Source organism: Chryseotalea sp. WA131a, from assembly GCA_025370075.1.
Lineage (GTDB): Bacteria > Bacteroidota > Bacteroidia > Cytophagales > Cyclobacteriaceae > ELB16-189.
Window position 1 is genome coordinate 1,332,364 of sequence record CP073016.1, and the last position, 15,966, is coordinate 1,348,329.

At 43.2% G+C, this 15,966-nt stretch carries 17 protein-coding genes; 7 read left to right on the top strand and 10 right to left on the bottom strand.

What is annotated here, in order from left to right; translation table 11 throughout:
- Positions 1-100 precede the first annotated feature (100 nt).
- On the bottom strand, positions 101-1,474 hold the full coding sequence (locus KA713_05970) for a GAF domain-containing protein (GenBank protein ID UXE68133.1): 1,374 nt from the start codon (positions 1,472-1,474) through the stop codon (positions 101-103).
- Positions 1,475-1,564: 90 nt separating this feature from the next.
- Here KA713_05970 and yidD point away from each other — a divergent pair, with 90 nt between their 5' ends.
- Positions 1,565-1,789, top strand: coding sequence for a membrane protein insertion efficiency factor YidD (yidD, locus tag KA713_05975; GenBank protein UXE68134.1), 225 nt, complete (start codon positions 1,565-1,567; stop codon positions 1,787-1,789).
- Positions 1,790-2,167: 378 nt separating this feature from the next.
- On the top strand, positions 2,168-3,424 hold the full coding sequence (locus KA713_05980; protein UXE69045.1) for a sigma-70 family RNA polymerase sigma factor: 1,257 nt from the start codon (positions 2,168-2,170) through the stop codon (positions 3,422-3,424).
- A 7-nt stretch (positions 3,425-3,431) separates the two neighbouring features.
- Here the strand turns inward: KA713_05980 and ccoS are convergent, their stop codons facing one another.
- The 6 genes from ccoS to KA713_06010 form a co-directional block, all read right to left on the bottom strand.
- The gene (ccoS, locus tag KA713_05985; GenBank protein ID UXE68135.1) at positions 3,432-3,581 is read right to left on the bottom strand and encodes a cbb3-type cytochrome oxidase assembly protein CcoS; all 150 of its coding nucleotides are present in this window, start codon (positions 3,579-3,581) and stop codon (positions 3,432-3,434) included.
- Positions 3,578-5,956 carry a heavy metal translocating P-type ATPase metal-binding domain-containing protein gene (locus KA713_05990; GenBank protein UXE68136.1) on the bottom strand — a complete coding sequence of 793 codons (2,379 nt, stop codon included), beginning with the start codon at positions 5,954-5,956 and terminating at the stop codon, positions 3,578-3,580. The genes ccoS and KA713_05990 overlap by 4 nt, the downstream gene beginning before the upstream one ends.
- 3 nt (positions 5,957-5,959) lie before the next feature.
- A complete protein-coding gene (locus KA713_05995) occupies positions 5,960-6,757 on the bottom strand; it encodes a hypothetical protein (protein ID UXE68137.1) in 798 nt (265 codons plus the stop codon).
- Complete coding sequence (locus KA713_06000; protein UXE68138.1) at positions 6,747-7,583, bottom strand: universal stress protein; 837 nt, start codon at positions 7,581-7,583, stop codon at positions 6,747-6,749. The genes KA713_05995 and KA713_06000 overlap by 11 nt, the downstream gene beginning before the upstream one ends.
- Before the next feature lie 166 nt (positions 7,584-7,749).
- Entirely contained in the window at positions 7,750-8,466 is a 717-nt protein-coding gene (locus tag KA713_06005; GenBank protein ID UXE68139.1) for a Crp/Fnr family transcriptional regulator, read from the bottom strand.
- Between the two features lie 73 nt (positions 8,467-8,539).
- Positions 8,540-9,769, bottom strand: coding sequence for a TCR/Tet family MFS transporter (locus tag KA713_06010; GenBank protein UXE68140.1), 1,230 nt, complete (start codon positions 9,767-9,769; stop codon positions 8,540-8,542).
- 162 nt (positions 9,770-9,931) lie between these two features.
- On the opposite strand from KA713_06010, the gene KA713_06015 reads away from it, so the two are divergent.
- Positions 9,932-10,738: a DUF2807 domain-containing protein gene (locus KA713_06015; protein ID UXE68141.1), complete on the top strand. Its 807-nt coding sequence runs from the start codon at positions 9,932-9,934 to the stop codon at positions 10,736-10,738.
- 147 nt (positions 10,739-10,885) lie between these two features.
- Positions 10,886-11,518 carry an MgtC/SapB family protein gene (locus tag KA713_06020; GenBank protein ID UXE69046.1) on the top strand — a complete coding sequence of 211 codons (633 nt, stop codon included), beginning with the start codon at positions 10,886-10,888 and terminating at the stop codon, positions 11,516-11,518.
- 12 nt (positions 11,519-11,530) lie between these two features.
- On the opposite strand, the gene KA713_06025 is transcribed toward KA713_06020, so the two are convergent.
- The 3 genes from KA713_06025 to prfB all read right to left on the bottom strand — a co-directional run bounded on the left by KA713_06025 (position 11,531) and on the right by prfB (position 14,614).
- A complete protein-coding gene (locus KA713_06025) occupies positions 11,531-12,205 on the bottom strand; it encodes a lysoplasmalogenase (protein UXE68142.1) in 675 nt (224 codons plus the stop codon).
- A gap of 139 nt (positions 12,206-12,344) precedes the next feature.
- Entirely contained in the window at positions 12,345-13,520 is a 1,176-nt protein-coding gene (locus KA713_06030) for an MFS transporter (protein UXE68143.1), read from the bottom strand.
- Positions 13,513-14,614 (bottom strand): peptide chain release factor 2 gene (prfB, locus tag KA713_06035; protein ID UXE68144.1). Its coding sequence is split into 2 segments (ribosomal slippage): positions 13,513-14,553 and positions 14,555-14,614, totalling 1,101 coding nucleotides; the frame shifts between segments, so codons are not numbered across the junction. The genes KA713_06030 and prfB overlap by 8 nt, the downstream gene beginning before the upstream one ends.
- Positions 14,615-14,754: 140 nt before the next feature.
- Here prfB and KA713_06040 point away from each other — a divergent pair.
- The 3 genes from KA713_06040 to KA713_06050 all read left to right on the top strand — a co-directional run bounded on the left by KA713_06040 (position 14,755) and on the right by KA713_06050 (position 15,882).
- The gene (locus KA713_06040) at positions 14,755-15,267 is read left to right on the top strand and encodes a hypothetical protein (GenBank protein ID UXE68145.1); all 513 of its coding nucleotides are present in this window, start codon (positions 14,755-14,757) and stop codon (positions 15,265-15,267) included.
- Positions 15,268-15,352: 85 nt separating this feature from the next.
- Positions 15,353-15,586, top strand: a complete 234-nt coding sequence (locus KA713_06045) for a hypothetical protein (GenBank protein UXE68146.1) — start codon at positions 15,353-15,355, stop codon at positions 15,584-15,586.
- Positions 15,586-15,882 (top strand): type II toxin-antitoxin system RelE/ParE family toxin, encoded by a 297-nt coding sequence (locus KA713_06050; protein ID UXE68147.1) that lies wholly within the window; start codon positions 15,586-15,588, stop codon positions 15,880-15,882. The genes KA713_06045 and KA713_06050 overlap by 1 nt, the downstream gene beginning before the upstream one ends.
- Positions 15,883-15,966: the final 84 nt, after the last annotated feature.

Here is a 15,966-nt window from a genome sequence, read left to right on the forward strand (position 1 = left end):
GCCCTGCCTACTGGACAGGCAGGCACAGCAGCCAAACTGCTCAAGCCGAACGCTGCTGCCCCGCAAGACGTTTCTCACTTTTTTTGAGATCGCTTCTAGTTCAAAAAAAACCAGCTCGTTGCTCAAGTTCTTCAATTCGCTGAATGTACTCTTTCTCCTTGCGCTGCATTTCTTCCTGAGTAGCCACCAACTCTTCCATATTCTGCCGCATTTCTTCTTCTTGGGATTTCATTTCTTCAGTTTGTTGCTGAAGTTCTTCCAGCAACGTTTTCGTGCGGTCGTTTATACGCACCGTTGAAACAGTGGATGCAATGCTCTCCCCTATCCGCTGAATGAACTCACGCTCAAATGCTTCAAACTCTTTAAAAGATGCCAGCTCAATTACCCCGTACACCTCATCATTCAATAGTAACGGAACCACCACCAACGAACGTGGCACAGCACCGCCCAACCCAGAAGTAATGGTCACATAATTAATAGGTATCTCTTTCAAATACACCAACGATTTCTCCAGTACTGATTGTCCTAAAACACCTTCCCCAAGGGCTACTGTTTTGGTCAAATACTTCTTTCGTTCATACGCATACACCGCCACTGACCTTAATTGCTCCTCCCCTTCTTCTCCTTCCATTAGAAATAAACCGCCTTGATTGGCCCCCACATATTTTACAAGATTGGAGATAATCGAATCAAACATTAACTGACTATTGGTATACTGTGTGCGCAAAATATCCGAAAACTTCGCGATGCCATTGGAAGCCCACTGCCTTTTTTCATCTTCTTTCTTAGCTGCTTCAATCTCGGCAATGTAATCGTTTAGTTTCTTTTCATTGTCCGCTATTTCGTTGGCTTTTTTACTCATCTCTTGTATGAGCTGGGTGTTTTTCTTTCCTTTTTGAAAGGCTGATACTTCTAAGTACAACATACACCCCGACATGCCCAACACACCCGTAATCAAACATGCATAAAACATCCATCCAGCGGTAAACAAAGCGACTGTTTCAGATTCAACCGCATGACTAAAGAGTCGGTTGAAATACGGCATGAACGCTATCAAACTAATGGCCAATAAAGTATAGAAAATCAACAAGAACTTCTCTTCTAAATCAAACAAAATCCACGGAGGCATTAAAAACAAAACTTGCATCGCCAACAGGCTACCGATCAGTGGTTGATCGTCTGGATTGATGGAGCCTGCATACACCACATAAATGGCCTCAAAACCAAAACATGCAATGAACCGAGATATATTATGAAGATCCAAGTAATTGAAGAGCACCCCTACTAATCCCAAAACAAAAAATAAGACCGTCAGATACACTAGCGATGGAATCAACCGATAGGTGATGATAAAAAATGGTACGATCAACAGTGCAAAAAAGACGCAAAGAAAATTAGTGGCTTTTATTTTCTCGTTTACATAGTTAGACTTATCTGACCGTACGCCCACGTTAAAAATAGCGTTGTTCATCATTGGTTTTAGGTTTGTACAAAAATAATCATATCGCGCATAAAAAAAAGCTGTCAATTTTAAGACAAAAAGTACATTTGCAATCCTTTACTCATGCTGCGAAAACTCTTTATTTTACCAATCCACTTTTACCAATGCGCTTTATCTCCCTATTTGGGAGCACATTGCCGTCACACCCCATCTTGCTCGCAATACACCATCGAAGCCATCCAAGAATGGGGCGTGCTAAAAGGGATTTGGCTGGGGGCCAAGCGAATTGGGCGATGCCACCCCTGGGGGGGCACCAGCGGATATGACCCTGTGCCGAAGAAGAAGTAGGGTAAGCTCTCCAAAGCAAGTCGGCAGTTACAAGATTAACCTAACCTTTGCCCCACTCTGTTCAAAGACTTCACCTCTTCTCAATTTCAATACAATTTTAAACTGATGTTCTTCCGATTATTTTGAAGGTAGTTATTGAAAGTCCGTTTTGGCCAGACTCCAATTTCTGGGTCAACCATTTTGGTGGAAGTAGAAGAAATGTAGTCACATTTATAGACACCGATAGACAACGTGCGATAGCTACTTACACTTGCTCACCATTCCGTAACTTTACGGCAAAGCCTGCAGAACATTACGACCTGCAAAGCAGGTAGTTTTCTGAAATGCAATAAACTGAACAACCGTTACCACAAACCTAAACTTCATTTTACATAGCCTCTGAAATCTTCTAACTCCATAGAAAATCTATTTCGCCATGAGTCAGGAAAACTGATTTCGGTACTCACCAAACTATTCGGACCACACAATTTACAACTGGCCGAAGATGTTGTGCAAGACTCGCTGCTCAAAGCACTCGATCATTGGAAATTTCATGGTGTACCCGAAAATCCTTCTGCATGGTTGTTTACCGTAGCACGGAACAAAGCATTGGATGTCATTCGTCAAGAACGGCACCGAAAAAAATTCGCTCCTGAAGTCTTTCCTCTTCTCACTTCAGAATATACGGCTGATGCCACCCTGCAGCAATTATTGACGCCTCATCAAATTGAAGACGAGCAATTGCGAATGATGTTTGTCTGTTGCCACCCCTCGTTGCCCGAGGAAGGGCAAGTGGCCTTGATTTTGAAAACACTTTGCGGCTTTAGCACGGCAGAAATCGCCCACGCTTTTTTAACCAACGAAGAAACCATTACCAAAAGGTTGTACCGGGCGAAAGAACAATTCAGGAACGAGGCCATCGCCTTTGCACTACCATCGCCTTCAGAATTACAAACACGGTTGGAAAATGTGCTCACCGCTATTTACCTCATCTTCAACGAAGGCTACCACACTGCCCATCATGCTTCGATCATTCGGGAAGAGTTAATTGAAGAATCTCTACGGCTTGGCAAAATGTTGGTGGATAATGAAATTACCAATTTACCTATTACCAACTCGTTGATGGCATTGCTTTGTTTCAACACTTCACGTGTGTATGGCCGACTGGACGAAAATGGAAATCTGCTTCAACTTAAAAATCAAAACCGATCCAAGTGGAATAAACAATTGATTGTTCAGGGAAATCACTACTTGAACCGTGCTGCGTCTATTGAACCACCAACCCCTTATCACATTGAAGCAGCTATTGCCTACGAACATTGCCAAGCAGCCACGTTTGCCGAAACCAATTGGCAACGCATTGTAGAATTATATGATTGGCTCTACCAACTGAAGCCGATGCCATTGATTCAGCTAAATCAACTGATTGCTTTGGCCGAATGGAAAGGTGCTCACGTAGCACTAGCCAAGTTAAACGACCTCCAATTAATGGAACAACTACCGAACAACGCCCTTCTCCATGCCGCACTAGGTGAATGGAGATTATCGATTGGCGAAAAGGAAAGTGCCAAAGGTCATTTTGAAAAAGCTGTTGGATTAAGTAAAACGGAAAAGGAAAAATTATTCTTCACAAATCGCTTACGCGAATGTTACTAATTCGTAATTACTTTTTCTTCTTATCGTCAAACAACATTCTTACCGATGGACCATAGGTGTCATCGTATTGGCCACTTTTCAAGCTCCACAAAAAAGCTAACAGAAAAATAATGGCTACGGTTAAACTAATGCCAATCAAAACAATGATGATGGTCATGCGCGTAAAATTTTATAGGAAGCCTTATTGACAGCCAACGTAGCAAAACCAACCACACTGATGCTTGAGATGGGCATGAGTATGGCAGCAACCAGTGGTGTGAGATGACCAGTTACTGCAAAAGAAAGCGCGATGATGTTGTAAAAGAAAGAAATGCCGAATGCCCATTTCACAATAACCGTTGCCGACTTTGCGAGTTGGATAAACCGATCGAGCTTGCCAAGTTGATCACCTTTCAAAATAGCATCGCAAGCAGGTGTAAAAATTCCGGTGTCATCCGTAATGGCAACGCCTACATCACTTTGTTTGAGCGCACCCGAGTCATTTAAGCCATCGCCTAGCATCATCACTTTCTTTCCTTGGTCTTGCATGGCTGAAATAAAATCCAATTTCTGATGAGGATCTTGATTAAAAAGCAACGTTGCCTTGGTAGGAAACAACTCCCGCATGCGCGTTTGATCCGAATCATTATCACCCGACAATAAGGCAACCGATTGATTGGACAAGCGAGATAACAACGACCGCATAGGTTGACGAATAGAAGTATTGATTTGAAAATAACCCCTTACCAAACCATCGACTGACACAAATACTTTGGCATGCATGTCGGATAACTTACCTGTGAAATCCACAAACGCAACAGAGCCAATTTTGATGTACCTTCCTGCCACTGTTCCTTCTACGCCCTTCCCGGTGTATTCTCTGAAATAACTAACGGAATGCGATGAATTGACAGAAATACTTTTGGTAATCAAATTACTCAATGGATGTGCCGATGAAGAAGTGATTTTTTTTACCCATCCCAATTCTTCATCATCCAGCACTCCAATAAACGCAACCTGCTCCGCCCCATTGGTAACCGTGCCCGTTTTATCAAATACAATAGTATCGATGAAGGCCATACGCTCTACCACTTCTGCGTTCTTCAGGTAAAAACCATGTCGCCCCATAGCACGCATCATACTGCCAAAGGTAAAGGGTGCCGCCAGTGCAAGGGCGCACGGGCACGCCACCATTAAAACAGACGTGATGATTAACCATAATTGTGATGCATCTACCCAGTACCAATACCCTGCCGTGACCAACGCCAACGCCAATACTGCCCATGTAAATCTTCGAGCCGCCCGATCGATTATTTTTTGGTAGGTGCTTTCCTCCGGTTTTTGAAATGCAGCATTGTTCCACAAACGAGTCAAATGACTTTGGTTGATTTTCTTTTCAACCAGCACTTCCATCGGCTCGCCCACTAATCGGCCACCTGCATAAATCAATTCCCCCTTGGTGATGCGCACAGGTTTGGATTCTCCCGTCACAAAACTATAATCAATAAATGCACTTAGGTTCAATAAAATGCAATCGGCTGGCACAATTTCGCGATGGCGGATTTTGATGGTATCGCCTCGCTGCAGGTCGTACACGACTACCGGCTTCCAATCTTCATCTACCCATTTTAAGGTTGCCAATGGAAAATATGATTTGTAATCACGGTCAAACGCCAGTGAATCGTAGGTCTTGCTTTGAAACCATCGGCCAATCAACAAAAAGAAAACAAGGCCGGTGAGCGAATCTAAATATCCAGGGCCAGTCGTAGTAAGGATATCGAACGAACTCCGCAAAAACAAAGCAGCCAGCCCAACCGCGATTGGCACATCAATGTTGATTTGCTTCTGCTTAAAACTTTTCCACGCGTTGATAAAAAAATCTTGTCCACTAAAAATTACTACGGGTATCGTCAAGGCCAGATTTAGAAATGAAAACAGTTGCTTCAACGCACCGTCTGAATCTTTCAAACCCAAATACTCGGGAAAACTCAGCAACATGATATTGCCAAAGCAAAACCCCGCCACAGCCAATTTAGCAATCAGCCGATGGGCGTTGATATTTTGTTCGGTTGATCCATTCTTTAGGTTAATCTGCGGTGCATACCCCAAGGCGGCCATCAATCGCGCCAAGGCGGCCAGTGAAATCTGGCTTGGCTTAAAATCGATCGTTACTTGTTTGCGCGAAAAATTTACTTCTGAACGTAGAACACCATTTGATAATTTTTGTAGATTTTCCAACAACCAAATGCACGAAATACAATGAATGGAGGGAGCAAAAAAAGTAACCCGTGCCAAGTTGTCTATTTGAAAATCGAGCAATTGCTTTTGAATGGAGGGTTCATCCAAATAAGCGTACGATTCTTCTTGCACATGGCGTAGTGAAATGCCTGGATTTTTATCGAGTGAATAATACTCACACAGATTATTTTGGTCTAGTATTTCATATACCAGCAAACAACCTTGACAACAAAATTCCTTTTGATGTTGTAGAATCGGAGCCTCCTCGCATGGTTGCCCGCAATGGTAACAAATAACTTCTTCGGCAACTTGCATGACTCAGTTTGAAAAGAAAAGTGACATATCTAACGCTAACATTTGTTCTTTGAATGATTGATTGTAAAGAATGTTAAGGCCGTGCCTGCCGGTGATGAGCACGGGTGGCCTTTTTGCTTGTTTAACCTGAGCAAAAACTAAATCCATCAACCCTGCTCTGCGAATGGGCGTAATGCCTACATTGGAGAAGGTACGCTGCAAAAAATTCACAAAATATTTTTCCAGTGCAATCTCCGTGCCTTCGCCCGGAGTTACCGTTAGCAGTGTAATTCGCTTATGGGATGCCATGCGTCCGAAAACATTTAAAAAGGACTTAAGTGCATTCACACACGAGAGGTCGTAGTCGAATAACACCAGCACTTCTTCAAAATCCATCTCTAACTCAGGGCACAATAAAACAGAACAGCCACTTTGCTCGAAAAATTTATCAGGAAATGCACCCGGCAACTTCTGCATTGCTTCGGCATCGAGTGGAGAGATCACCAGCAAATCGGAAAACCTGCTCTGGTGCACCAATGCTTTGGGGATTCTGGTATCAGGGTTAAAAAAAGAAATATCAATCGTAAGCGATTTGGCACTTGCTTGAATGGCTTCTTGTAAGGTGTATTTATCTCCTTGCCACAAACTGCGCGAAGCCTCTGTCCCCATAAAATCATTTAAAAAAAAGGCGCAGAAGGACTTTTGATCTAAGTGTGAGAACAAGCGTTGATAGCCTCTCAATTCGGGGCTTGGCAGGTTGAAATCAGCCGGAAAAAAGATGTGTTTTGTCAACGTATTTAGGTTACTATTTTTACTCTTCATTTTTAAATGTCCAAATGGGGCAATCCACATGGTTGACAATGTCTTCGGCAATGCTTCCACTGACCAAGTGGCTGATTCCTCTGCGGCCATGGGTGGCCAAGGCAATCAAGTCACCTTTTACATCACGCGTAAAATTGTTAATACCATTCTCTTGGTCAACATCATTGTACACATTCAAGGTGTAGTCTTTTAGCATAAACCGCTTCGCAAAATCCTTCAGCCTCATTTTGGTATCTACATCGCGTTGAAAAAAGGCTGGAGAGTTGATGTACAAAATGTGTAGCGTAGCTTTGAAGAAATTTTGCAGTTCCTTTACCTTTAAGGTGAGGTGCTCGTTTTCCAAATCGAGGTCGTTGGGAAATACGATGTTTTTTACGTTTGATAATTTAGTGGACTTTTTGATCGCCATTACAGGAACCAAAGAAGTACGCACTATTTTTTCGGTATTGGAGCCAATCAAAAACTCGCGAGCACCCGAAGCCCCGTGCGTGCCCATTACCACTAAATCAATTTTCTTTTCTTCAATAAACTGACGGATACTCGTAATGGTAACCCCAAACTCTACATGGGTAGAAACGGTAATGCCTTCGCTCCCCCACTTGTCTTTCATCTTTTGAAATTTTTTGTCCGCTGTTGCTTTCATTTCATTCATCAGCGACTGTTCGAAATAAAGAGTGGGCATGAGTACTGTCTCGTGCATCACAGGCACTTCCACAACATTGAGCAAGAAAATTTCACCTCTGCTTTTGAGTGCTATTTCTATGGCAAACTTAAAAGCTTGCACAGCAGGGTCAGAAAAATCGCAAGGAACCAATATTCGTTTCATACGCGGGCGTTTTTTTTATTAAGTAAAAGTAGGCCGCACCCGCGCGTGATTGAATGACTGCAATCAACGAAAAAGATGACTTTTGTCAGTTATTTGGGGAGGGTAGGTGGTTCAAATAAAGCGTTCAGAAAGCCTGCCGTCAACAACCAAAAGCGTTTTTGCTCAATTATGCCAGAATCAAATCGGCTTGACGGGCTAATTTTTTAGCATCGAGCACTCTTATTTTTTTGCCCTCAAAGGCAATGATGTTTTCAGATTTCATCTCCGACAAAAGCCGGATGATGGTTTCGCTGGCAGTGCCAACAATACTGGCCAAGTCTTCGCGCGAAAGGGCGATATCAATCAATTCACTTTTCTCACCCTCCATCCCATAGGTTTCTTTCAACATCAGCAAGCTACCCGCTAACCGCTCACGCACCGATTTATGGGCAATTTCAGCCATTCGCTCTTCCATGATGCCCATCTCTTTGCAAACCTCTTTCACCACCTTGCGCATGAACACCGGGTTTTTTTGAAGTACTTCAAAAAAATCTTCGCGCGGAATGAAACAGATTTTTGCGTCCTCTAGCACGGTGGCCGTAGCGCCATAAAATTCCTCACTCAATAATGCTCGGTAACCTAAAAAATCGCCTGGCTTGGCGAGGTACAAAATGAACTCTTTGCCTTGCACATCGTTTTTTACCACCTTCACTTTTCCACCATTCATGCAAAACAGGCCCGTGGGGCGCGTTCCTTCGTAAAATATGTTTTGTCCCTTCTTATAAAGTACGCAGGTTTTATGATTATTGACCCTGTTAAGGTCTTCTGGCTGAAGTCCATTGAAGAGCGAATCCTTTAAGTGATCGCACAACAAGCAAGCTACAGAAAATTCAATTTTTGCCATGCTGGATTTGGTTTATCAAAACAACCGTCCGCTAAGTTAGCAATTTCTGTTACTAAGTGGGAAACTAAATTAGTTACTTACCCAGCACCGTTTTGGTGGTATCAAAATTACTTAACGACTTCCATGCTAATAAGAGGCTAAAAAGGGTTAACATCCCTCCCATCAGCATAGGGGCACCTGGCAAATAAATGGGGGCACTCGATCCCGTAAAGTATCCGAACAATTGCGTCATCAATATAGGCCCAACAATGGAGGTTACACTCATCAAACTTGTGAGCGCACCTTGCAATTCACCTTGTTCGTTGGCCGGCACTTGAGATGAAATAATTCCTTGCAGTGCTGGCCCGGCTAACCCACCCATGCAATAGGGAATTAAAAACACAAACATCATCCAATCGGTAGTGGCAAAAGCAAACAGAAAGTAGCCCAACGTGTAAAGTGCCAGACCAACGTACAATGATTTTTTTTGACCCCACTTTGGCAGAACTACCCGAATCAATCCACCTTGCACAGCCGCAATTAAAATCCCTACTGTTGCGAGCGAGAGGCCGATGGTCTTCTTCGACCAATCGAATTTTTCAATCGTGTAAAACGACCAATTGCTTTGCACAGCGTGGGCAGAGATGTAAATCAAAATCAACGAAGCCACCAATCCGATGATAACAGGGTATCTTTTTAAGTTCAACAGCGAGCCTACCGGGTTGGCTCGGCTCCAATCAAATTTTCTTCTGTTCTCTGGCTGAAGTGATTCTGGTAAAATAAAAAATCCATAAAGGCAATTCATCAAACTCAAACCTGCTGCCACTAAAAAAGGAACACGAGCACCGTACTCTCCCAGCAAGCCACCAATGGCTGGGCCAATGATAAATCCGAGCCCAAAGGCGGCACCCACCATTCCAAAATTTTGTGCGCGATTCTCCGCAGTGCTAATGTCTGCAATGTAAGCCGAAGCAGTAGTGAAACTTGCGCCCATGGCACCGGCAATAATCCGCCCAATGAAAAGCCAAGAATAGCTGGGTGCGAATGCTAATAAAACATAGTCAAGACCAAAACCAAGCAGTGACGCCAATAGAATAGGACGTCTACCAAATTGGTCGCTGAGCCCACCCATAATGGGCGCACACAAAAACTGCATGACTGCAAAGGCAAACAATAAATATCCTGATAACGGAGAGGCCTCGCTTACCTTTACATGCGCTAATTCAGAAATAAGGCCGGGCATCACGGGTATGATGACCCCAAACCCGATCGTATCAATTAAAAGCGTAAGGAAAATAAATCCAATGGCAGGCTTTTTAGACATCTTAAACTGGTTTAAACAATTAAAAGTAAGGAAGATTCGGTTTTTGCCGAAACCGCCTGCAAAAAAACACCAGTGATTTGCAACGGTAAGCTAAAAATAAACGTCTAAGGGATGCAACCTTTCTAAACACCGAATGTCTATCCACCAAAACCAACAAATACCATGAACAAGATTTTAATAGCGATGCTGTTTGTAACCAGTTATAGCATCGGCCAAAACCGTGAAACGAGAAATGTAGGCAATTTTACCAGAATTGCTTTTCGAGTGCCCGGCAAATTGATTTTGAAACAAGGGTCGCCACAGAAAGTTGAGCTGGAGGGTGATCGAGAAATCCTTTCAAAAATTGATACCGATGTAGATGGCGACCGATTGAGCATTGGCCGCGAAAATCGTTGGCGGGATTGGAATTGGTCGCGCGATGAAAAAGTAACGGTTTACATTACGGTGGCTACTATTGAAGGTCTGAGCGTGTCAGGGTCAGGCGATTTAGTGGGAGAAGGAAAATTTAAAACCGAAGATTTAAAACTATCGGTGAGTGGCTCGGGCAGTTTGCAAATAGAAGCAAATGCCAATGGCGAAGTAGAAGCCAATGTTTCTGGTTCAGGAAGATTGGAATTGAAAGGAAGTTGCAGAAGTTTGGAAAGCGATGTGAGCGGTTCGGGCCGTGTGGTAGTGGCCGCCACCATTTCAGGTAGTGCGGATGTTGGTATTTCAGGTTCCGGAAAAATTGAAGCAAGCGGCACGGCCCAATCCATCAAAGCAAACATTAGCGGTTCGGGAAAAGTGTACGCAGCTAACTTGGAAGTTGACAAGTGTGATGTGCGCATTTCAGGTTCGGGCGATGTGGAAATAAATGTGAAGAGTGAACTGGATGCCAATATTTCTGGAAACGGAACGGTGAGTTATAAAGGAAACCCGAACCATGTGAACGGTCATTCTTCAGGAAGCGGGAAAGTGAGGAAGATGTAATCCGAAGTTAGAGGTTCGAAGTTCGAAGTTAGGGCTCGAAGTTAGGATTTAGAAATGCGAGTTTAGAATTCAGGATGAGCGGTTGCGAAAGCATCCGCTTTTTTTTGTATCCTTGAATAAGAAAATCTTTGTTCTATGGACATGCATATGAATTTCAATGTCGATTATGAAATTGGGCTGCGGCTGCTCATCTCATTTATATTGGGGGCTGCTATCGGATTGGAACGTGAATACAACAGCAAAGCAGCCGGTCTGCGCACCATGATCATGATTTGCTTGGGTTCCACCATTTTTACGGAAATCTCTATGTTCATGGGAGGCAGCACACCCGATCGGATCGCATCGAATATTGTAACAGGTGTAGGCTTTTTGGGGGCAGGTGTTATCTTCAAAGATGGCTTAAGTATAAGCGGCATTACTACTGCTACCACCATTTGGATAGCTGCTGCACTCGGTATGGCTGTTGGTTCGGGTGAATATTTTATTGCCGTTGTCAGCACGGGTGTTATTATTATTGTGCTGAGCTTGTTTAACAAAGTGCAACATGTAGTAGAACGATGGCATCAAGTACGCACCTACAAAATTTGTTTGGCCAGTATTCAGGATGAAGAAACAGAAAAAGAATTCAAAAATTTCTCTCTAAGTATATATCGAAAGCGGAGCTTGAAAGAAAACGGAAAATTTACCATGGTGTATGAGGTTACAGGATCCGAGAAAAAACTAGAAGAGTTTAATCTGTTTTTAAAGAAGAATGAGAAGGTAGCTTCATTTGAATACTAATGTCTTACCGGGTCATTGCCTACTTACATTCTTCTCGTGTAACGATATCCCCTCCACAATCAAAAACTGTGCGGTACAATACGTCATCATAATCATCGCTCCTGCTGACGAAAATGATGCGTAAAATTTATTGATAGCCAACAGTGAGTCGGAAAGCATGAACAAAACTGCCCCCATAAAAACAAAGAGAAAACTTTTTGTAGTCGTACGACCATAACGAAAAAGGGCATTCAACGCCATCAGCGTTAGCACCAGCGCGTAAATCAATACTGGAATTTTCAAATCACCCAAGGAAGGATAAAGAATCACCACCAACCCCGTGCCCGCCAGTACGATTGGAAACGAGAAACGAACTTTTTGCGGTCCCAATAACTCATTTGCTTTCTCTGCCCACCGAAAATGTCGGTAGCACAGAATGTATAGCAAGTGACCAATCAAAAAAGCGGCTAATCCCAACATAAAGTAAAGCTCACCCTGAAACAAGAGCAGCACATCGCCCAGCCAACAAAACACTAGGGCCATAACAAAGAGAAACGACCGGTTGGGTGACTGAAAATAATAATGCCCCATCAGCCCCAGCATGATCAATGGCTTAGCGATGAAATGGCTTTCAGTCAACCCAAAAATTTGGGAGGCAACTTCCACTACTGACGAAAGTAGAAAAACAAAAAGTGGTAATCGTTTCATATTCATCATTAACTGTATAGTTAATAGACTTATTAATCTAACTCACCCCGCGTCAACTTCGTTGCCTCACCCCTCTCTTCAACGAAGAGAGGGGAAAGTTCGCGATAGCGAACTAGGGTGAGTTGAAACAAGTTGCAAATCAATTTCGAACCCTCAGCATCAAATATAAAAAAGCCGCCCCGCACAAACTCGCACATACCGTAAATGCCCACAAAAACCGACTGGGGTCATTGCCATAAATAAAAGAAGAAACAAGTGCACCCAATCCGATGCCCAACTCCATAAAAATATAAAAGAATGCGATGCCCCTTCCGCGATGCTGCTCATCACACAAATCCGTTGCCCAAGCGAGTAGCGTAGGCGAGGTAGAGCCTTGCGCCAAGCCATACAATACCGAACCAACAATCAGCATGAATGAATTTATTGCAAATCCAAACGTAAGCATGGCCAGCAACATTAACGGCACCGATAATTTTAAAACGGCCACCCGCCCGTATCGATCGGATGCCCTGCCAGCCAACAACCGAATGAGCAATGAGGATACCGTAAGAAAAGTAAATAGCAGCCCTTTGTTTTTTATCCCAACAAAAGAACCAAAATCGGGAAGCAATGTAAACGCTGTGCCATACGAATAGGCTGTAAGCAGCATTACCAATGCCGGTGCAATGACCAATGGCTCAATCAAATCTTTTTTGGCAATCTTCAAAAAACGCCACGTTACTTCTTTCTTTTCTTTGAGGGTTTCGCTCATACCGAACAAGATGCACACCGAAACGAGTGCAAAAAAAGAAGAGAGATAAAACATTACATCCAATCCAAAATTGTTTGCCACTGCCCCACCCACGGCCGGGCCACCTGCCATGCCCAACGCTCCTGATGTGCCAATCCAACCCATCGCCTCACCACGTTTGTTACTGGGAATCGTATCGGTGATGTAAGCTGCAACCCCCGTAGGCGAAAAGCCTGTAGAGAAACCATGTAACAACCGTAACAACAAAAATCCGGCAACGGTAGAAAGAATCGGATAAAACAAGCTGCAGACAAAACACACAATTCCACCGATCATCATAACAGGCTTTCGCCCCAGCATATCTGTAAGCTTTCCGCTGAAGGGGCGAGAGATCATGGCCGTGAGCGTAAACAACGAAATGATAAGCCCTTTAAAATCTTTTCCACCCAAGCTGGTCAAGTACTCGGGCAACTCGGGCACAATCATATTGAAGCTGGCGAAAAATAAAATGGTGCTCACGCACAAAAGCCAAAATTGAGACGTGTACGTTGAGGTTTGGATTTGAGCCGAAGAAGTCTTACTCATTTTTCGTGGATGCCTCTTGGTCTTCTAAAAGATATGCTTTGATGAAATCATCCAAGTCGCCATCCAACACCCCTTGTGCATCATGGCTCTCTACCCCTGTGCGTGCATCCTTTACCAATTTATAGGGGTGCAACACATAGTTGCGTATCTGCGAGCCAAAATCAATTTTCATTTTTCCTGCCTCCACTTTATCGCGTGCGGCATTGCGTTTCTCCATTTCTCGCTGATACAGTTTTGATTTCAGCATCTGCATGGCGCGCTCGCGGTTGGCATGCTGACTGCGCTCTACTTGACACACAATCACAATGCCCGTGGGTTTGTGAGTGAGCTGTACTTTTGTTTCCACTTTGTTCACGTTCTGTCCACCGGCACCACCCGAGCGGGAAGTTTGAATCTCCACATCGGCAGGATTCACTTCTATCTCAATCGTATTGTCTACCTTTGGATAAACAAATACTGAAGCAAACGAAGTATGCCTGCGCTGATTGCTATCAAACGGAGAAATGCGCACCAAGCGGTGCACACCTATTTCAGATTTTAACTTTCCATAGGCAAAGGGTCCTTCAATTTCCAATGTAGCCGATTTAATTCCCGCCACTTCGCCCGATTGGTAATCGATCTGTGAAACTTTGTAGCCGCTTTTCTCACCCCACATAATGTACATGCGGTTGATCATGTCTGCCCAGTCGTTGCTTTCGGTGCCACCCGCACCAGGGTTGATCTCCAACACCGCGCTGAGTTGATCTTCCTCGTGGCTCAACATTTTTTTAAACTCCAAGTCCTCCACAGCCTTTGCCACTTTGGGGTACTCTTTGTCGAGCTCCTCTTCCGTTACATCTCCAGCTTCGTGAAATTCGTTCAGCACGTCTAGGTCATCCACTAGCTTCGATACGTGCGTGTAGGCATCCGTCCACACTTTTTTGGCGCGAATGTTTTTCAAAATCACTTCGGCCTCTTTGGGCTTGTTCCAAAAATCTGCTTGGTGGGTAATGCGTTCTTCGTCCTGGATTTCTACAATTTTACGGTCGTAGTCAAAGATACCGCCTGAGGGCGGCAACACGGGCTTTCAAGTCCTTTAATTGTTCGGTGGTCATGGAGTTAAAAAAATTATGGGGCAAAAGTAAGAAACTGAAGAGGTTTTAAAAAGCTTGCACGTTTTATAGGGTTTAGATATTGCTTAATTTTCCGGAATAATTTAACTATATAGATTGTCTAATTAGAAATTAACAACAAAATGACAAACACTTCTACCCAAAACAACATGCGAATCTACCACCGCTACCTCGGCTATTTTTTGGCGGGCATCATGGCCGTTTATTCCATTAGCGGTATTACGTTGATTTTTCGCGATACCGATTTCCTGAAAAGTGAAAAACAATTTGAAAAACAATTGAAGCCAAACCTGAGTGCAGAGGAGCTTGGCAGGGAAATCCGAATCCGGGGCCTTAAAGTTGAAAAAGAAGAAGGCGATATCCTAGCTTTTAAGCAAGGCACATACAACAAAGCAACAGGTGCTGCCAACTACACAGCCAAGCAAATGAATCCCTTCATCGATAAATTACAAAACCTCCACAAAGCTGATACGAAGAGTCCATTGTTCTTCCTCAACATATTTTTTGGATTGTCGTTGTTCTTTTTTGTGGTGTCTGCCTTTTACATGTTTTTGCCCGGCACCAGTACTTTTAAGAAAGGACTTTACTTTACTTTAGCAGGTTTGGTGCTTACGGTGATTTTGCTTTTTGTATAAAATAACGCATCACGGTACGTAAACTGGTCTTAGGTAATTTGATTGCTGGGTAAAAAGAAATTAAATTTGAAATAAAATAATCAATATGGCCACACAACCTATATCGCAAGAAATGATGCGTTATTTTTTGCAATTGAATGACGCAGAACAAAAAAGTGTGTTAGAAATGATAAAGACTTTTCTTGGGGGGCGTAAGAATGACCATCCGCCAACCCTTGAAGAATACAACAAAGAACTGGAACAAGCAGATGCTGAAATCGAAGCTGGGGACTATGTTTCACATGAAGAGGTGATGAAACGGTATTTTAAGGCTCAATAGTGGCATTGAAGATTAAATGGAATAAAAAAGCTATTGCACAGCTGGATGCAGGGATTCAGTTCATTGAAAACGATTCAATTATTAGTGCTGAAAAGGTAAAAAAAGATATTCTATTAAATATAGATGCACTTACGAAGCACCCTGAAAAATATAATACCGATAAATACAAGACACAAAATGACGCGACTTATCGGGCGTTTGAAATTCATCAATACAGAATTGCCTATCGTTACAAGACGACTGAGATTAGAATCATACGAATAAGGCATACAAAAATGAACCCTTCAAAATATTAGGAGTTTATCAAATCAGAGAATAAAAAAAGGTGGCTCATTGCAAGCCACCTTCCTTAGATATACAAGGCGTCTTGAAACCTCAAA